Source organism: Micromonospora sp. WMMA1949 (assembly GCF_027460145.1).
Classification (GTDB): Bacteria; Actinomycetota; Actinomycetes; order Mycobacteriales; family Micromonosporaceae; genus Micromonospora.
In genome coordinates this window covers 358005-375009 of sequence record NZ_JAPZBG010000001.1, presented here as the reverse complement: position 1 = coordinate 375009, position 17005 = coordinate 358005, and the positions used below count along the sequence as shown (strand labels likewise).

The 17005-nt window shown below is 72.5% G+C and carries 19 protein-coding genes; 16 read left to right on the top strand and 3 right to left on the bottom strand.

The genetic code is table 11. The features are described 5' to 3' along the window. The first annotated feature begins 234 nt into the window (after positions 1-234). The 9 genes from O7607_RS01555 to O7607_RS01515 all read left to right on the top strand — a co-directional run bounded on the left by O7607_RS01555 (position 235) and on the right by O7607_RS01515 (position 9087). On the top strand, positions 235-966 hold the full coding sequence (locus O7607_RS01555; protein ID WP_442929511.1) for a hypothetical protein: 732 nt from the start codon (positions 235-237) through the stop codon (positions 964-966). A 145-nt stretch (positions 967-1111) separates the two neighbouring features. Next, positions 1112-1573 (top strand): DUF948 domain-containing protein, encoded by a 462-nt coding sequence (locus O7607_RS01550; protein ID WP_013285490.1) that lies wholly within the window; start codon positions 1112-1114, stop codon positions 1571-1573. 32 nt (positions 1574-1605) lie between these two features. Beyond that, entirely contained in the window at positions 1606-1911 is a 306-nt protein-coding gene (locus O7607_RS01545; RefSeq protein ID WP_013285491.1) for a hypothetical protein, read from the top strand. Beyond that, positions 1908-4589 carry an alanine--tRNA ligase gene (gene alaS, locus O7607_RS01540; protein WP_269700496.1) on the top strand — a complete coding sequence of 894 codons (2682 nt, stop codon included), beginning with the start codon at positions 1908-1910 and terminating at the stop codon, positions 4587-4589. The genes O7607_RS01545 and alaS overlap by 4 nt, the downstream gene beginning before the upstream one ends. Before the next feature lie 126 nt (positions 4590-4715). Continuing rightward, the gene (gene ruvX / locus O7607_RS01535; RefSeq protein WP_269700495.1) at positions 4716-5177 is read left to right on the top strand and encodes a Holliday junction resolvase RuvX; all 462 of its coding nucleotides are present in this window, start codon (positions 4716-4718) and stop codon (positions 5175-5177) included. After that, positions 5174-6373, top strand: a complete 1200-nt coding sequence (gene mltG / locus O7607_RS01530; RefSeq protein WP_269700494.1) for an endolytic transglycosylase MltG — start codon at positions 5174-5176, stop codon at positions 6371-6373. Before ruvX ends, mltG begins: the two co-directional genes overlap by 4 nt. After that, a complete protein-coding gene (locus tag O7607_RS01525) occupies positions 6373-7185 on the top strand; it encodes a shikimate dehydrogenase (RefSeq protein ID WP_269700493.1) in 813 nt (270 codons plus the stop codon). Before mltG ends, O7607_RS01525 begins: the two co-directional genes overlap by 1 nt. A 158-nt stretch (positions 7186-7343) precedes the next feature. After that, on the top strand, positions 7344-8522 hold the full coding sequence (gene aroC, locus O7607_RS01520; RefSeq protein ID WP_269700492.1) for a chorismate synthase: 1179 nt from the start codon (positions 7344-7346) through the stop codon (positions 8520-8522). A 55-nt stretch (positions 8523-8577) separates the two neighbouring features. Continuing rightward, the gene (locus O7607_RS01515; protein WP_269700491.1) at positions 8578-9087 is read left to right on the top strand and encodes a shikimate kinase; all 510 of its coding nucleotides are present in this window, start codon (positions 8578-8580) and stop codon (positions 9085-9087) included. 217 nt (positions 9088-9304) lie between these two features. On the opposite strand, the gene O7607_RS01510 is transcribed toward O7607_RS01515, so the two are convergent. Both O7607_RS01510 and O7607_RS01505 read right to left on the bottom strand, forming a co-directional pair. After that, positions 9305-10093, bottom strand: coding sequence for a cytochrome c oxidase assembly protein (locus O7607_RS01510; protein ID WP_269700489.1), 789 nt, complete (start codon positions 10091-10093; stop codon positions 9305-9307). Next, complete coding sequence (locus O7607_RS01505; RefSeq protein ID WP_269700487.1) at positions 10090-10632, bottom strand: DUF2243 domain-containing protein; 543 nt, start codon at positions 10630-10632, stop codon at positions 10090-10092. Before O7607_RS01505 ends, O7607_RS01510 begins: the two co-directional genes overlap by 4 nt. A gap of 92 nt (positions 10633-10724) precedes the next feature. On the opposite strand from O7607_RS01505, the gene aroB reads away from it, so the two are divergent. The 4 genes from aroB (at position 10725) to nusB (ending at position 13316) form a co-directional block, all read left to right on the top strand. Continuing rightward, positions 10725-11801, top strand: coding sequence for a 3-dehydroquinate synthase (gene aroB, locus O7607_RS01500; protein WP_269700485.1), 1077 nt, complete (start codon positions 10725-10727; stop codon positions 11799-11801). Continuing rightward, positions 11798-12238, top strand: coding sequence for a type II 3-dehydroquinate dehydratase (gene aroQ, locus O7607_RS01495; RefSeq protein WP_269700483.1), 441 nt, complete (start codon positions 11798-11800; stop codon positions 12236-12238). The genes aroB and aroQ overlap by 4 nt, the downstream gene beginning before the upstream one ends. 86 nt (positions 12239-12324) lie before the next feature. After that, positions 12325-12882, top strand: a complete 558-nt coding sequence (gene efp, locus O7607_RS01490; protein WP_013285503.1) for an elongation factor P — start codon at positions 12325-12327, stop codon at positions 12880-12882. 23 nt (positions 12883-12905) lie between these two features. Continuing rightward, complete coding sequence (gene nusB, locus O7607_RS01485; RefSeq protein ID WP_174361785.1) at positions 12906-13316, top strand: transcription antitermination factor NusB; 411 nt, start codon at positions 12906-12908, stop codon at positions 13314-13316. A gap of 61 nt (positions 13317-13377) precedes the next feature. On the opposite strand, the gene bldD is transcribed toward nusB, so the two are convergent. Further along, positions 13378-13866: a transcriptional regulator BldD gene (gene bldD / locus O7607_RS01480; protein WP_013285505.1), complete on the bottom strand. Its 489-nt coding sequence runs from the start codon at positions 13864-13866 to the stop codon at positions 13378-13380. 286 nt (positions 13867-14152) lie between these two features. Here bldD and pyrR point away from each other — a divergent pair, with 286 nt between their 5' ends. From pyrR to O7607_RS01465, 3 genes are read left to right on the top strand one after another with little or no spacing between them, the layout of a single operon-like run. Further along, positions 14153-14737 (top strand): bifunctional pyr operon transcriptional regulator/uracil phosphoribosyltransferase PyrR, encoded by a 585-nt coding sequence (gene pyrR, locus O7607_RS01475; protein WP_269700482.1) that lies wholly within the window; start codon positions 14153-14155, stop codon positions 14735-14737. Then, a complete protein-coding gene (locus tag O7607_RS01470) occupies positions 14734-15660 on the top strand; it encodes an aspartate carbamoyltransferase catalytic subunit (RefSeq protein ID WP_120570510.1) in 927 nt (308 codons plus the stop codon). The genes pyrR and O7607_RS01470 overlap by 4 nt, the downstream gene beginning before the upstream one ends. Continuing rightward, the gene (locus O7607_RS01465) at positions 15657-16934 is read left to right on the top strand and encodes a dihydroorotase (RefSeq protein WP_269700481.1); all 1278 of its coding nucleotides are present in this window, start codon (positions 15657-15659) and stop codon (positions 16932-16934) included. The genes O7607_RS01470 and O7607_RS01465 overlap by 4 nt, the downstream gene beginning before the upstream one ends. Positions 16935-17005: the final 71 nt, after the last annotated feature.

Below are 17005 nucleotides of genomic sequence, written 5' to 3'. Positions count from 1 at the left end.
CGCCCCGACGAGACGGCCCGGCCCGGTGCCGGGCCTCGCCCGCCGGTAGCGCCCGGCGTCCGGGGACCGGCAGGCGACGGTCCGGTGCCGCCGGGCGCGCCGGTGACCGCCCGCGCGGCGGCCGGTGTGGCCCGCCCGGTCGCGCCGGACGAGCGGACCGCCGGCCGGGCGACACCACCCGGACCGGAGGCGGACCGGCCCGGACCGGGTGCTCCGGCGGCGGCCCGGGCGGCTGTGGTCGTACCCCCGGGGGAGCCCGCGGGGCCACGGCCCGGCGGTCCCGGACCGGCCGACAGCGGCGCGGAGGCCGGGGGCCTGCGCGGTGCCCGGTCCGAGCTGCGCCGGCAGATGCGCGAGCGCACCCGGCTGCGGCTGGGCATCCTCGCTCTGGTCAGCCTCGTGCTGCTGGGGGCGGTGCCGCTCTACTTCGGCATGCGGACGCTCAGCCGCGACCCGGTCTTCGACAGCCTCGACGAGCTCAAGGTGCCCGCCTGGGCGCAGAGCAACACCGTCGACAACGTCAGCGGCAGCCGCTGGTGCCTGCAGGACTGCCGGCTGCGCGAACGTTCCGTCGAGTCGGAGCAGGGGTGGGAGAAGACCGTCGAGGTCTACGAGACGGCGCTGGCCGGGGACGGGTGGCAGCGCTGGAAGGTCGACCGCTGCCCGGACGAGAAGGTCCCCGGTAGCTACACCTGCTGGCGACGGGACGAACTCACGCTCGATCTGTGGGTACGCGACCGCACCTGCACCCCTCCGCCGGTGGACGGGGCGCCCGCGCCGACCGCGCCGGCCGCGCCCGCAGCGGCGGACTGCACCGGCTCGTTGATTTCGGTGAAGGTGCGCAACGCGATCGACGACGAGCGCACCGGACCGACACCGACCACCGATCCGTCACTCACCGGTGAGGATCCGTACCCGACCCTGACCGACGACCCGTTGGGCGAGGCGACCCCCTCACCGTCGTGAGCCGACTTTCATCACGGACGGTAGGGTCTGGGGCTGGCACGCCCGTCCGTGCCCGGTGACCGGGTCGGCGTGGCGCGAATGGGTAGGTACGGTCGCGCGTTCCGGGGCGTCGGGTTCCGGGACACTGCTTGAGGAGGACTTTCGCGTGAGTGGTGGAGAGATCGCTGCGCTGATCGCGGCCGGCGCGTTCCTGATGCTGGTGCTCGTGCTGGCGGTGCCGATCCTGCGGCTGCGGCACACCGTGGACGCGACGACCCGCATGATCACCGACGTGAACGAGCGCACCGCGCCGCTGCTCGGCGACGTGAACACCACGGTGAAGAACGTCAATGTGGCGCTGGAGCAGGTGCAGACCTCGCTGGACGGGGTGAACCTGCAGCTCGCCAAGGTGGACACCATGACCAGCCACGCGCAGAACGTCACCGCGAACGTGGCGAACCTGGCCACGGTGGTCTCCGCCGCAGCCGCGAACCCCCTGGTCAAGGTGGCCGCGTTCGGGTACGGCGTGCGCCGGGCCGCCTCCGCCCGCCGGCACGCCGAGACCGAGCGCGAGGTGCGCGACACGATCAAGCAGCAGCGTCGCGCCGCCAAGCGCGGCAACCGCTGACCCCGGCCGGCGTACGCGGGAAGGATGAGAGCATGAGGCGGTTGTTCTGGCTGGGCATCGGGCTGGCCGTGGGCGTCCTGGTGGTGCGCAAGGCCACCCGGACCGCGCAGGCGTACACCCCGGCCGGCATCGCCAGCGGGCTGTCCGAGTCCGCCGGCGGTCTGGTCGAGTCGCTCCGGGCGTTCGTGGACGACGTCCGGGTCGGCATGGCCGAGCGTGAGCAGGAGATCCACGAGGCCTTCGCCCGCGGCGAGGTGTACGACGACCAGTTCGCCGAGCTGCGGGAGGACCCGCGCATCGGTGATCGAGAGATTTTCCCGGAGGACCACCAGCGATGAAGACGGCGGAGATCAAGCGGCGGTTCCTCGCCCACTTCGAGGCGAACGGGCACACCGTGGTGCCGTCCGCGCCGCTGCCCGCCATCAGCGACCCGAACCTGCTGTTCATCAACGCGGGCATGGTGCAGTTCGTGCCCTACTTCCTCGGTCAGCAGACCCCGCCGTACGCGCGGGCGACGAGCGTGCAGAAGTGCATCCGTACGCCCGACATCGACGAGGTCGGCAAGACCAGCCGGCACGGCACGTTCTTCCAGATGAACGGCAACTTCTCCTTCGGTGACTACTTCAAGTCCGGGGCGATCCCGCTCGCCTGGGACCTGGCGACGAAGTCGGTCGAGGCGGGCGGCTTCGGGCTGGACCCGGAGCGGATCTGGGCGACCGTCTACCTGGACGACGACGAGGCGTACGACATCTGGCGTGCCACCGGCGTGCCGGCCGAGCGGATCGTGCGCCGGGGCAAGGCCGACAACTTCTGGTCGATGGGCATCCCCGGCCCGTGCGGCCCGTGCTCCGAGCTGTACTACGACCGCGGCCCGGCCTACGGCCGCGAGGGCGGCCCGGAGGTCGACGAGGACCGCTACCTGGAGTTCTGGAACCTCGTCTTCATGCAGTTCGAGCGGGGTCCGGGCGTCGGCAAGGAGGACTTCCCGATCCTCGGCGACCTGCCGGCGAAGAACATCGACACCGGCATGGGCCTGGAGCGGATGGCCTCGCTGCTGCAAGGCGTGGACAACCTCTACGAGATCGACGAGGTCAAGCCGATCCTCGACAAGGCCGCCGAGCTGACCGGCAAGCGCTACGGTGTGCACTCCGGTCACGCGGCGAACGAGTCGCACCCGGACGACGTACGGCTGCGGGTGATCGCCGACCACGTGCGCACCTCGCTGATGCTCATCGGCGACGGCGTGACCCCGTCGAACGAGGGCCGGGGCTACGTGCTGCGGCGGATCATGCGCCGGGCGATCCGGGCGGTGCGGCTGCTCGGCTACTCCGATCGCGCGCTGCCGGAGCTGCTGCCGGTGGCCCGCGACTGCATGGCGCCGTCGTACCCGGAGCTGGCCGAGGACTTCGGCCGGATCTCCCAGTACGCGTACGCCGAGGAGGACGCGTTCCTCGCCACGCTGCGCGCCGGCACCACGATCCTGGACACCGCCATCGCCGAGACCAAGTCGGCCGGCAAGGCGGCGCTCTCCGGTGACAAGGCGTTCCAGCTGCACGACACGTACGGATTCCCGATCGACCTGACCCTGGAGATCGCCGCCGAGCAGGGGTTGCAGGTCGACGCGGAGGGCTTCCGCCGGCTGATGGCCGACCAGCGCAGCCGGGCCAAGGCCGACGCGCAGGCGCGCAAGACCGGGCACACCGACGTGTCGGCGTACCGGTCGGTGCTCGACGGCGGCGGGCCGGTCGAGTTCACCGGCTACACCGAGTTGAGCCGCGAGTCCCGGGTCCGCGCGCTGCTGTCCGGCGGCGCTGCGGTCTCGGCGGCGGTCGAGGGGGACACGATCGAGCTGGTGCTCGACACCACCCCGTTCTACGCCGAGGGCGGTGGGCAGCAGCCCGACCAGGGCCTCATCACCGTGGGCGGCGGCCAGGTCGAGGTCTTCGACGTGCAGCAGCCGGTGCCCGGCCTGATCGTGCACCGGGCCAAGGTGGTGCGTGGCGAGGTCCGCTCCGGAGAGACCGGGTACGCCGAGATCGACGTGTCCCGCCGCCGGGCGATCTCCCGCTCGCACACCGCGACGCACCTGGTGCACCAGACGATGCGTAACTTCCTCGGCGAGTCCGCGACCCAGGCCGGTTCGCTGAACGCGCCGGGCCGGCTGCGGTTCGACTTCAACACCCCGACGGGTGTGGCGCCCAGCGTGCTGCACGACGTCGAGCAGCAGGTGAACGAGGTGCTGCTGGCCGACCTGGAGGTGCACGCGTTCGTCACCAGCCAGGAGGAGGCCCGCCGGATCGGGGCGATGGCCCTGTTCGGCGAGAAGTACGGCGAGCGGGTCCGGGTCGTCGAGGTCGGCGACTACGCCCGCGAGCTGTGCGGCGGCACCCACGTGGCCCGCTCCGCCCAGCTCGGCCTGGTGAAGATCCTCTCCGAGGCCTCAGTGGGTTCCGGTGTCCGCCGGATCGAGGCGCTCGTCGGCATGGACGCGTTCGGCTTCCTGGCCCGCGAGCACCTGCTGGTGTCCCGGCTGGCCGAGCTGTTCCGGGTGCCCGGCGAGCAGGTCGCCGACCGGGTGGAGCAGACCGTCACCCAGCTGCGCGACGCGGAGAAGGAACTGGAGAAGCTGCGTGCCCAGCTCGTGCTCGGCGGGGCCGGTGCCCTGGCCGCGCAGGCGAAGGACGTGCGCGGCGTCGCGTACGTCGGCACCGAGGCGCCGGAGGGCGCGGCGGCGAACGACGTGCGGACCCTCGCCCAGGAGATCCGGGGCCGGATCGACGCGGCCCGCCCGGCGGTGGTCGCGGTGGCCGCCCGGGCCAACGGCAAGGCGTCCCTCGTGGTGGCGGTCAACCAGGCCGCCCGAGGACGGAACCTGAGCGCGAAGGACCTGGTCAAGGCGGCGTTCTCCGGCCGGGGTGGCGGAAGCGACGACCTGGCCCAGGGCGGCGGGCTGCCCGCGGCGGAGGCACCGAACCTGCTGGTCACCGTCGAGCGGGCGGTCGCCGACGCGGCATGAGCGAACGCACCGAGCGGAGCGAGGGCCGTGAGCGCATGCCCGGCGATTCGGCATGAGCGCAACGATCGACGCCAGGGCGGACCACCCGGTCCGCCCTGGCCCGTACCGGCGGGGAGGTGTCCGCTCGTGACCGGGCTGTCCCGTGGCGTCCGGCTGGGTGTCGACGTCGGTCAGGTCCGGGTGGGGGTGGCCCGCTGCGACCCGCACGGGATCCTCGCCACGCCGCTGGTGACGCTGGCCCGTGATCTGACCGCCGAACCGGACGCGGTCCCCGCCGACATGGCCGAGCTGGTCCGGCTCGCCGCCGAGCACGAGGCGGTGGGGATCGTGGTCGGGCTGCCGGTCAACCTCGCCGGAAAACACGGCCCCGCGGCGGCGAACGTATCAGCATATGCCAGCCGATTGGCCGATGTAATGAGGCCGATTCCGGTGACGCTGACGGACGAGAGGATGTCTACCGTCGTCGCGAGTCGTAGGCTGGCCGAACGGGGCGTCCGGGGAAAGCGCCAACGAGCGGTGGTCGACCAGGCCGCCGCGGTGGAGATTCTGCAGAGCTGGCTGGACGCACAGCGGAGGCGGACGCAATGATCGACGACCTTGATCTGGGCTTCGACGAGCAGGACAGGGGGGAGAAGGGCCGGCACCGGCGCGGCGCGGTACGCCGGCGCCAGGGCAAGTCCGGCGGCGGCCGGGGCAAGACCCTGCTCGCCCTCGCGCTCGCGCTGGTCCTGCTCGGCGGCATCGGCGGCGGTGCCTTCTACGGCTTCGACCGGGTCCAGAACTATTTCGTCACGCCCGACTACGACGGCTCCGGCACCGGCGAGGTGACCGTCGAGATCAAGCAGGGCGCGTTGATCGCCGACATGGCCGACGCGCTCGTCGCCGCCGACGTGGTGAAGAGCACCAAGGCGTTCATCGAGGCCGCAGAGGAGAACTCGCGCAGCAAGAACATCCAGCCCGGCACGTACAAGCTGCGCAAGCAGATGAGCGGTGACGCGGCGGTCGTGGCCCTGCTGGACCTCAAGAACAAGATCGTCAACGGGATCACCATCCCCGAGGGCCTCACCGCGAAGACGGTCTACAAGCGGCTCTCCGAGAAGACCGACATCCCGGTCAAGGACTTCGAGGCGGCGGCGAAGGACCCGGAGGCGCTCGGCGTACCGGACTGGTGGTTCAAGCGTTCCGACGGCAAGAAGGTCAATCCGTCGATCGAGGGCTTCCTGTTCCCGGACACCTACGAGATCCCGCCGAAGGCCACCGCCGAGACGGTGCTCAAGCTGATGGTGGACAACTTCCTCACCGTCACCTCCGGCATGCAGTACGCCGAGAAGGTGCAGAAGGAACGCGGCGGCATCACCCCGTACGAGGCGCTGATCGTCGCCTCGCTGGCCCAGGCGGAAGCCGGTAACAAGGCCGACCTGGGCAAGGTCGCCCGGGTGGCCTACAACCGGGTCTACGGCGAGTTCCCCTGCAACTGCCTGGAGATGGACGTCACCGTCAACTACTACCTGGAGCTGACCGGGCAGAAGACCAAGGCGTCCAAGGACATGACCGCCGCCGAACTGGACGACCCGAAGAACCCGTACAACCGCAAGCTGCGCGGGCTGGTCCCGTCGCCGATCAACAACCCGGGCAAGGAGGCGCTGGAGGGCGCGCTGACCCCGCCGCCGGGCAAGTGGCTCTACTTCGTGGCGATCAGCAAGGACGGCCGTTCCGCGTTCGCCGAGACCTACGACGAGCAACTGCGCAACGAGCGGAAGGCCAAGGAGGCCGGGATCATCTGATGGCCGATCCCCGCCGCGCCGCGGTGGTCGGCAAGCCGATCGCCCACTCGCTCTCCCCGGTGATCCACACCGCCGGCTACGCGGCGGCCGGGCTGACCGGCTGGTCGTACACCCGGATCGAAGCCGGCGCCGACGAGCTGCCCGGCCTGGTCGCGGGCCTCGGCCCGGAATGGGCCGGGCTGTCGGTGACCATGCCGGGCAAGGAGGCGGCGCTCGCGCTGGCCGACGAGGTCTCGCCGGTCGCCGCCGCCGTCGGCGCCGCCAACACGCTGGTACGCCGGCCCGACGGCACCTGGTACGCGGACAACACCGACGTCACCGGCATGGTCGAGGTGCTCACCGGCGCCGGCTGCGTGGCCGGGGCGGTGGTCACCGTGCTCGGCGCGGGTGGCACCGCCCGGGCCGCGATCGCGGCGGCGGCCCGGATCGGGGCGGCCGAGGTGACTGTGGTGGCCCGCCGCCCGGAGGCGGTCGACGAGCTGCGCCCGGTCGCGGCGGCCGCCGGGGTGCCGCTGGCCGGGGCCGAGTGGGACGGCGCGCCCACGCACGCCCGCGCCGACCTGGTGATCTCCACGGTGCCGAAGGGCGTGGCCGACCCGCTCGCCGACAACTTCGACTGGCGGCCCGAGTCGGTCTTCTTCGACGTGGTCTACGACCCGTGGCCGACGCCGCTCGCGGCGGCGGCGCTCGCCGCGGGATGCCGGGTGGTCTCCGGGCTGGACCTGCTGCTGGCCCAGGCGTACGGCCAGTTCGAGCAGTTCACCGGCGTAGCCGCCCCGCGCGCCGCGATGCGCGCCGCGCTGCCGGTGTAAGGAAGGGCCCCTTCTTAACGCCTCCGGTAGAGGAAGGGCCCCCTGTTAACACCTCACCCGCCGGGCGGCAGACCAGCACGCGGAGGTGGCCTGTCCGGTGGGCGGGATGCGGCGGGCGGCGTACGCCGGTGACCACCGGGCGTGACACACTGACCGTCGTGTTGCGCTGGCTGACTGCAGGTGAATCGCACGGACCCGCCCTCGTCGCGATGCTGGAGGGCGTACCCGCCGGCATTGAGGTGACCACCGGGGAGATCTCCGGCGAGCTGGCCCGGCGCCGGCTCGGCTACGGCCGGGGTGCCCGGATGTCGTTCGAGCAGGACGAGATCGAGATCATTGGCGGGCTCCGGCACGGGGTGACGCTCGGCAGCCCGGTGGCGATCCGGGTCGGCAACTCCGAGTGGCCCAAGTGGCGCACCGTGATGGCCGCCGACCCGGTCGACCCGGAGGAACTGGCGAACCAGGCCCGCAACGCGCCGCTGACCCGTCCCCGCCCGGGGCACGCCGACCTGGCCGGCATGCAGAAGTACGGGCACACCGACGCCCGGCCGATCCTGGAGCGTGCCAGCGCCCGGGAGACCGCCGCCCGGGTCGCGGTGGGCACCGTCGCCAAGGCACTCGTCCGCCAGGCGCTCGGCGTCGAGATCGTCTCCCACGTGGTCGAGCTGGGCCCGGTGGCGGTCAAGCCGGGCCTGCGGCCCACACCGGAGGACGCCGCGCGCATCGACGCCGACCCGCTGCGCTGCCTCGACGCCGAGGCCAGCGCCCGGATGGTCGCCGAGGTCGACGCCGCGAAGAAGGCCGCCGACACGCTCGGCGGCGTGGTCGAGGTGCTCGCGTACGGGGTGCCGCCGGGCCTGGGCAGCCACGTCCAGTGGGACCGCAAGCTCGACGCCCGCCTCGCGACCGCACTCATGTCGATCCAGGCGATCAAGGGTGTGGAGATCGGCGACGGCTGGCAGCAGGCCCGCTCGCGTGGCTCGGAGGCGCACGACGAGATCGTGCCCACCGCCACCGGCGTGCGGCGGATCACCGACCGGGCCGGTGGCCTGGAGGGCGGCATCACCACCGGTGAGCCGCTGCGGGTGAAGGCGGCCATGAAGCCGATCTCCTCGCTGAACCGGGCTCTCGCCACGATCGACGTGACCACAGGCGAGCCGGCCACCGCGATCAACCAGCGCTCCGACGTGTGCGCGGTCCCGGCCGCGGCGGTGGTGGCCGAGGCGATGGTTGCGCTGGTGCTGGCCGAGGCGGCGGTGGAGAAGTTCGGCGGCGACTCGGTCGCCGAGATGCGCCGTAACCTGACGGGCTACCTCGACAGCCTGGTGGTTCGGTGAGCGCGAGGAAGGCAGCGCAGCGGAGTCCCGCAGTCGCGAACGAAAGGTGGCAACGATGAGCACCCGGCCGGTCTGCGTGCTGGTCGGTGCGCCCGGGTCCGGCAAGACCACTGTCGGTACGGCGCTCGCCGAGGCGCTCGGCGTCGACTTCCGGGACACCGACGCCGACATCGAGAACCTCGCCGGCAAGCCCATCCCGGAGATCTTCGTGGACGAGGGCGAGGAGCACTTCCGTACCCTCGAACGGGCCGCCGTGGCGGCGGCGCTCGCGTCGCACGCGGGCGTGCTCGCGCTCGGCGGCGGCGCGGTCCTGGCCGAGGAGAACCGGGCCGCGCTGATCGGCCACACCGTCGTGCACCTGTCGGTGGAGCTGCCAGACGCGGTCAAGCGGGTTGGCTTGGGCGCGGGCCGTCCGCTGCTCGCGCTGAACCCGCGCGCCACGCTCAAGCACCTGATGGATCAGCGCCGCCCGCTCTACGCCGAGGTGGCGACCGCGACGGTGGTCACCGACGGGCGTACGCCGGAGGATCTGGCCGCGGAGATCGCCGCCCTGCTCAAGCCCTGAGCCCGCCCCGCTCCGCCGGCTCCGGGCTCCCTCCGTGGAACGCGGTGGGTGTCTCGCGGGCGTTGTGGCACCCATGGCGTTCCACTCGGCGTGGATGACGTGGGTGGGTGGAACGCGGTGGGTGCCTCCGGAGCGTTATGGCACCCGTGGCGTTCCAGTCGGCGCGCATGACGTCGGTGGGTGGAACGCCATGGGCCGGGGTGGGAAGGCGCGCCGGTCAGGCGTTGGCCGCGACGGTCCCGGCCGCGCGGCGGCGCCGGGCCGGTTCCGGTCGCCAGGTGGCCAGCAGCGCGAGCGCCAGCGCGATCTCGGCCAGGTCACCCAGGTAGTACATGAGCGTGGCCCCGGCCCGCAGCTCGGCGGCGGTGGCCGGCACGTCGACGAACAGCCCGGCGTAGAGCAACTGGGCGATGGTGGCGTGCGCGGCCACCCCGAATCCGATCACCACGAGCCGCACCGGTACGCGCGGGCGGTGCGGCCCCGGATCGGGACCGGCGATCGACCAGGCGAACAGGCAGCCGCTGAGCAGGAAGTGCAGGTTCACCAGCGTGTGCAGGGCCGGGTTGTCCAGGGTGGCCCGGTACAGCGGGGTGAGGTAGAGCAGCCACAGCCCGCCCGCGGTGAGCAGCAGGCCGGTCACCGGGTGGCCGAACACCCGCGCGACGGGATGCCGCAGCAGGTGGACCAGGGCCCGGCCGGTACGCCGGTCCAGCGTGCGCAGCAGCAGCGTGACCGGGGCGCCGAGCACCAGCGCGAGCGGCGCGAGCATGCCGATCAGCAGGTGCTGCCACATGTGCCCGACGAAGTCGCCGGCGGGCCACAGCAGCCCCGCCGCCAGCAGCAGCGCGCCCAGCCCGAAGCTCGCCGTCCGGGCGTGCGGCCAGCCCGCCCCGCCCGGGTCGCGCAGCCGCAGCGCGGCGGCCAGGTACGCCCAGAACAGCGCCGCCGGGACCAGCGCGGTCGCCGGGAAGCCGCCGTCGGCGTGCCCGGCGTGGGCGAGCGTCACCGGCGCTCCGGCGCGCAGAGGTCGACGCCCCTGGCCCGGCGCTGGATCGCCCAGCCGACAGCGATCAGCACCACGCCGAGGGCGAGGAAGCCGAGGTCCCACCAGAGCTGGTTCGGGCCGCTGCGCACGTGGTGGATGCCGAGCAGGTGGTGGTCGATGACGCCCTCGACCAGGTTGAACAGGCCCCAGCCGATCAGCGCCCAGCCCCACAGCATCGGCGAGCGCCACAGCCGGCCCCGGGAACCGGTCACCCGGGAGTAGAGCAGGGCCAGGCCGGTCAGCACCGCCACCCAGGTGACCACGTGGAACAGGCCGTCCCAGAGCGTGTTCATCTGCAACCCGGGCACGGTGTCCACCGGGTACTCGCGGATGCCGACCCGGTCACTGCCGGTGCTGCTGAGCAGGTGGTGCCACTGGAGCACCTGGTGCAGGACGATGCCGTCGACGAAGCCGCCCAGCCCGACACCGAGGATCGTGGCGGGCAGCCGGATGCTCGTCGCGGACTCTTGTCGGGTCTCCTGTGCCGTCGTCTCGCTCATTCCGGCCGCCCTACCCGCGGTGCGGCCGGGCAAACACCCAGCCAGTGGACAACGGCCGCGCGAGGGCGGCGCGCTGGACTAGGCTGCCCGCGATGGACGAGGTGACCCGGATCCCGGTCGGCGGCGAGCGGCCGTACGACGTGCTGGTGGGACGTGACCTGCTGGACCCGCCGCCGGTGCTGCTGCCGGGCGCCGAGCGGGTGGCCTTCCTGCACGCGCCGCCGCTCAAGGCGCTCGCCGACCGGCTCGCCGACGCGGTCCGCGAGGGCGGCGTGACGCCGCTGCTGATCGAGGTGCCGGACGCCGAGGCGGGCAAACACGTCGACGTGGCGGCGGCCTGCTGGGACCGGCTCGGCGACGCCGGGTTCACCCGTACCGACGCGGTGGTCGGCGTGGGCGGCGGCGCGGTCACCGACCTGGCCGGCTTCGTCGCCGCGACCTGGCTGCGCGGCGTGCGCTGGGTGCCGGTCGCCACGTCGCTGCTCGGCATGGTCGACGCCGCCGTGGGCGGCAAGACCGGCATCAACACCGCCGCCGGCAAGAACCTGGTCGGCGCGTTCCACCCGCCGGCCGGCGTGCTGGCCGACCTGGCGACGCTGGACAGCCTGCCCCCGGCCGACCTGGCCGCCGGGATGGCCGAGGTGGTCAAGTGCGGGTTCATCGCCGACCCGGTCATCCTCGACCTGGTCGAGCGGGACCCGGCCGCCGCGCTCGACCCGGCCGGGCCGGTGCTGCGGGAACTCGTCGAGCGCGCGGTCCGCGTGAAGGCCGACGTGGTCGCCGGGGACCTGCGCGAATCCGGGGTACGGGAGGTGCTCAACTACGGGCACACCCTGGCCCACGCGATCGAGAAGGTGGAGGGCTACCGCTGGCGGCACGGCCACGCCGTGTCGGTGGGCCTGGTGTACGCGGCCACACTCGCGCGGCTCGCCGGCCGCCTCGACGCGGCCGACGCGCAGCGGCACCGCCGGGTGCTGACCGCGCTCGACCTGCCCACCGGCTACCGGGCCGACGCCTGGCCGGAACTGCTGGCCGCGATGCGGGTGGACAAGAAGGCCCGTGGCAGCCGGCTGCGGTTCGTGGTGCTCGACGGGCTCGCCCGCCCGGCGATCCTGGAGGCGCCGTCGGACGACCTGCTCGCCGCCGCGTACGCGGAGATCAGCTCGTGAGGGTGTACGTGCTCAACGGGCCGAACCTGGGCCGCCTCGGCACCCGCCAGGTCGACGTGTACGGGGTGACCAGCTACGCCCAGCTCGTGGCCGACTGCGAGCGGCACGGCCGGGAGCTGGGCCTGGACGTGGTGGTCCGGCAGACCGACGCCGAGCACGAGATGCTCGCCTGGCTGCACGAGGCGGCCGACGAGGCGGCGGCGGTGGTGCTCAACCCGGCCGCCTGGTCGCACTACTCGATCGCGGTGCGGGACGCCTGCGCCATGCTGCGCGGCCCGCTGGTCGAGGTGCACATCTCGAACATCCACGCCCGGGAGGAGTTCCGGCACCACTCGGTGGTGTCCGCGGTGGCCACCGGGGTGATCTGCGGCCTGGGCGTGGACGGCTACCGGCTGGCGCTGCAGCATCTGGCCGCCCGGCTCGCCGCGGGCGCCTGAGCCGGTCCGTCGCGCGGCGCGAGTCCGATTCGACAGAGCGAGTAGACTTGGACGGTCTGTCCGCCAATTGATGATCAAGGCAGGAAATGGCCACCACCAACGACCTGAAGAACGGCCTGGTACTCAACCTGGACGGCGAGCTGTGGGCCGTCGTCGAGTTCCAGCACGTCAAGCCCGGTAAGGGTGGTGCCTTTGTGCGCACCACGCTGAAGAACGTGCTGTCCGGCAAGGTGGTCGACAAGACCTTCAACGCGGGCACCAAGGTCGAGACCGCGACCGTGGACAAGCGCACCATGCAGTACCTGTACGCCGACGGCGAGGACTACGTCTTCATGGATCTGGAGACGTTCGACCAGATCACCGTCCCCGGCGGCACCGTCGGCGAGGCCGCCAACTACCTCCTCCCCGAGGCCGAGGCGACAGTCGCCACCCACGAGAGCGTGCCGCTGTACATCGAGCTGCCGACCTCGGTCGTGCTCGAGGTCACCTACACCGAGCCGGGCCTGCAGGGCGACCGGTCGACCGGCGGCAACAAGCCGGCCACCGTCGAGACCGGCGCCACAGTGCAGGTGCCGCTGTTCATCACCACCGGTGAGAAGATCAAGGTCGACACCCGCGACGGCCGTTACCTCGGCCGAGCCTGATGGCCGAGGGCCCCAAGCAGCAGATGCCGGCGCGCCGCAAGGCGCGCAAGCGGGCGCTGGACGTGCTCTTCGAGGCCGATCTGCGGGACCGCCCGCCGGTCGAGGTGCTCGCCGGTTACCTGGAACGGATCGAGCAGCCGCGCCCCGACCACCTCGGCTACGCGGTCGGGCTGGTCGAGGGCGTGGCGGCGCACCTCGACCGGATCGACGAGACGATCGCCAGCTACGCCGAGGGGTGGACGCTGGAGCGGATGCCCGTGGTCGACCGCAACCTGGCCCGGATCGCCGTGTACGAGCTGCTCTACGTCGATGAGATCGACGACGCGGTGGCGATCAGCGAGGCCGTGGAGCTGGCCCGGCAGATGTCGACCGACGACTCGCCCCGCTTCCTCAACGGCATCCTCGGCCGGATCGCCGAGTACGCCACGCGCTGACGCGCCGCGACGACGAAGGGCCCGTGCCGGTAGGCACGGGCCCTTTCTGTCGTACGGGGTGTCAGGACGCGAAGAACGCCCGCGGGTCGGCGACCAGCACGCCGTGCTCGGTCAGCCGCTCGATCAGGCCCGACGGCGAGGCGTCGTACACGATCGCGAGAGCGCGCAGGTCGTCGGCGCGGATGGAGAGCACCCGGCCGTTGTAGTCGCCGCGCTGCTGCTGGATGGCGCGCGCGTAGCGGGCCACGTACGCGAGGTCCTCGGAGGCCTCGTCGTAGAGCCGCTCCAGGTCCAGCACGATCTTGCTGGTGGGCTCGTGACGCACCCCGCTGCCGTCGGGCAGCAGCTCCGAGACGGGAACGCGGTAGAAGTCGGCCAGCTCCGCCAGGCGGGACACGGTGACGGCGCGGTCGCCGCGCTCGTACGAGCCGACCACCACGGCCTTCCACCGCCCGTTCGACTTCTCCTCCACCCCCTGCAGGGACAGGCCCTGCTGCTGGCGGATGGAGCGCAGGCGGGCGCCCAGCGACTTGGCGTATTCAGAGGGCATTCGGACACTCCCAGTGCTGTTCGGGTTCTCCGAGCTATCGCTACGGAGCGTGACGGTACGGGGATTGCGACAAGTGGTCAAGTGTTGCCGTCCACGAGGTCCGGCACCCACGTGTGGCTTGTCCGCATTTCTCCGGGCTGACCAGCAGGTCAGGACCCGCGGCGGGTGGCCCGGTGACCGCTGGTAACGTGGCGTGAAGCCCCGGTCCGGGCCCCGCGCGGGCCTGCCGGAGCAGACCAGACGTCCTTTAACGACCCGTCCCGTGAGGCGGGGAAGGAGGTCCGCCGTGGCCTACCCACCGGCTGCCCACTCGTCGCCGCCGCGACAACCCTCGGTGAAGGTGATCCTCACCGCAGCGGACGTGTCGCGGGTGGTCGACCGCATCGCTCACCAGATCCTGGAGAAGACCCAGGGCGCCGCCGACACCGTGCTGCTGGGCATCCCCACCCGGGGCGTGCCGCTGGCGCACCGCCTGGCGGCCCGGATCAGCACCTTCGAGGACGTCACCGTCCCGGTCGGCGTGCTCGACATCACGCTCTACCGCGACGACCTGCGCCGGCACGCCACCCGCGCGGTCGGCCCGACCGACCTGCCGCCCGGCGGTATCGACGGCAAGCGGGTGATCCTCGTCGACGACGTGCTGTTCTCCGGCCGCACCGTGCGGGCCGCGCTGGACGCGCTCAGCGACGTCGGCCGCCCGGCGTCCGTGCAGCTCGCGGTCCTGGTCGACCGCGGCCACCGCCAGCTGCCGATCCGCGCCGACTACGTCGGCAAGAACATCCCCACCGCGCTGGCCGAGAACGTCAAGGTCACCCTCGCCGAGACCGACGGCACGGACGAGGTCAAGTTGTACGGGGGTACATCCGCATGATCCGGCACCTGCTCTCCGGCGCCGATCTGGACGCCGGCACCGCCACCCTGGTCCTGGACACCGCCGCGGAGATGGCGACGGTGGCCGGGCGCGAGGTCAAGAAGCTGCCCGCGCTGCGCGGGCGCACCGTGGTCAACCTCTTCTACGAGGACTCCACCCGGACCCGGATCTCGTTCGAGGCGGCTGCCAAGCGGCTCAGCGCCGACGTGATCAACTTCTCCGCCAAGGGCTCCAGCGTGGCCAAGGGGGAGAGCCTGAAGGACACCGCGCTCACGCTCCAGGCCATGGGCGCGGACGCGGTGGTCGTCCGGCACCCCGCCTCCGGTGCCCCGCACCGGCTCGCCGAGTGGGTGGACGGGTCGGTCGTAAACGCCGGTGACGGCACCCACGAGCACCCCACCCAGGCGCTGCTCGACGCGTACACGATGCGGTCCCGGCTGGGCCGGCTCGACGGCCTGCACGTGGCGATCGTCGGCGACGTGCTGCACTCCCGGGTGGCCCGCTCGAACGTGCTGCTGCTGTCCACGCTCGGCGCGAAGGTCACACTGGTCGGCCCGCCCACGCTCATCCCGGTCGACATCGCCGCCGCTCTGGCACCCGGCACCGACGTCTGTTACGACCTCGACGCCGTTCTCCCAGATGTGGACGTGGTGATGATGCTGCGGGTGCAGCGCGAGCGGATGGGTGACTCCTACTTCCCGTCGGCCCGCGAGTACGCCCGCCGCTACGGGCTCGACGGGCCGCGCATGCGCCGGCTGCCCGAGCACGCGATCGTCATGCACCCCGGCCCGATGAACCGGGGGATGGAGATCACGCCCGAGGTGGCCGACTCGCCCCGCTCCACCATCGTCGAACAGGTCGCCAACGGGGTCTCCGTGCGGATGGCCGTGCTCTACCTGCTGCTCGGAGGGAACAACCGGTGACCGCGTACCTCATCAGAAGCGTCAGCATCGTCGGCGGCGAGCCGACGGACCTGCTCATCCGCGACGGCGTGGTGGCCGAGACGGGCCGCGGGCTCGCCGCGGACGACGCCACTGTCATCGACGGGAGCGGCCTGGTCGCGCTGCCCGGCCTGGTCGACCTGCACACCCACCTGCGCGAGCCCGGCCGGGAGGACGCCGAGACCGTCGAGTCCGGTTCCCGGGCGGCGGCGCTCGGCGGCTACACGGCGGTGTGCGCGATGGCGAACACCTCGCCGGTCGCGGACACCGCGGGCGTGGTCGAGCAGGTCTGGCGGCTCGGCCGGGAGGCCGGCCTGGTCGACGTGCAGCCGATCGGCGCGGTCACCGTCGGGCTGGCCGGCGAGCGCCTGGCCGAACTGGGCGCGATGGCCGACTCGGCCGCCGGGGTGCGGATCTTCTCCGACGACGGGCACTGCGTGTCCGACCCGCGGCTGATGCGCCGGGCGCTGGAGTACGTCAAGGCGTTCGACGGCGTGATCGCCCAGCACGCCGAGGAGCCCCGGCTGACCGAGGGCGCGCAGATGCACGAGGGCGAGGTGTCCACCCGCCTCGGCCTGACCGGCTGGCCGGCCGTCGCCGAGGAGGCGATCATCGCCCGGGACGTGCTGCTCGCCGAGCACGTGGGCAGCCGCCTGCACGTCTGCCACGTCTCCACCGCCGGCAGCGTCGAGGTGCTGCGCCAGGCCAAGGCCCGCGGGGTACGGGTCACCGCCGAGGTGACGCCGCACCACCTGCTGCTGACCGATGCCAAGGCGGAGAGCTACGACCCGGTCTTCAAGGTCAACCCGCCGCTGCGCACCGCCGCCGACATCGCCGCGCTGCGGGATGCGCTGGCCGAGGGCGTGATCGACATCATCGCCACCGACCACGCGCCGCACGCCGTGGAGGACAAGGAGTGCGAGTGGGCGTACGCCCGGCCGGGCATGCTCGGCCTGGAGACCGCTCTGTCCATCGCGCTCGACGTGTTCGGCCCCCGCTGGGACCTGATCGCCGAGCGGATGTCCCGCACGCCGGCCCGGATCGCCGGACTGACCGGGCACGGCCTCGACCCGGCGCCCGGCGTACCGGCCAACCTGACCCTTGTCGACCCGGCCGTCCGTCGCGTCATCGAACCGGCGGAGTTGGCCAGTCGCAGTCGCAACGCCCCGTACGCCCGCATGACGCTGCCGGGTCGCATCGTGGCGACCTTCCTGCGCGGCGAGCCGACGGTCCTGGACGGAAAGGCTGTTAAGTGAGCGCGAGGAACGCAGCGGAGCGGAGTCCCGCAGTCGCGAACGAAAGGCGGGCCCGGTGAGCGCGAGGAACG

Coding starts and splice junctions, on each gene's coding strand:
- O7607_RS01525 (WP_269700493.1), top strand. CDS start 6,373: ATGGCCGATCCCCGCCGCGCCGCGGTGGTCGGCAAGCCGATCGCCCAC.
- nusB (WP_174361785.1), top strand. CDS start 12,906: ATGCCGGCGCGCCGCAAGGCGCGCAAGCGGGCGCTGGACGTGCTCTTC.
- O7607_RS01470 (WP_120570510.1), top strand. CDS start 14,734: ATGATCCGGCACCTGCTCTCCGGCGCCGATCTGGACGCCGGCACCGCC.
- aroB (WP_269700485.1), top strand. CDS start 10,725: ATGGACGAGGTGACCCGGATCCCGGTCGGCGGCGAGCGGCCGTACGAC.
- mltG (WP_269700494.1), top strand. CDS start 5,174: ATGATCGACGACCTTGATCTGGGCTTCGACGAGCAGGACAGGGGGGAG.
- O7607_RS01545 (WP_013285491.1), top strand. CDS start 1,606: ATGAGGCGGTTGTTCTGGCTGGGCATCGGGCTGGCCGTGGGCGTCCTG.
- bldD (WP_013285505.1), bottom strand. CDS start 13,866: ATGCCCTCTGAATACGCCAAGTCGCTGGGCGCCCGCCTGCGCTCCATC.
- O7607_RS01505 (WP_269700487.1), bottom strand. CDS start 10,632: ATGAGCGAGACGACGGCACAGGAGACCCGACAAGAGTCCGCGACGAGC.
- efp (WP_013285503.1), top strand. CDS start 12,325: ATGGCCACCACCAACGACCTGAAGAACGGCCTGGTACTCAACCTGGAC.
- O7607_RS01515 (WP_269700491.1), top strand. CDS start 8,578: ATGAGCACCCGGCCGGTCTGCGTGCTGGTCGGTGCGCCCGGGTCCGGC.
- alaS (WP_269700496.1), top strand. CDS start 1,908: ATGAAGACGGCGGAGATCAAGCGGCGGTTCCTCGCCCACTTCGAGGCG.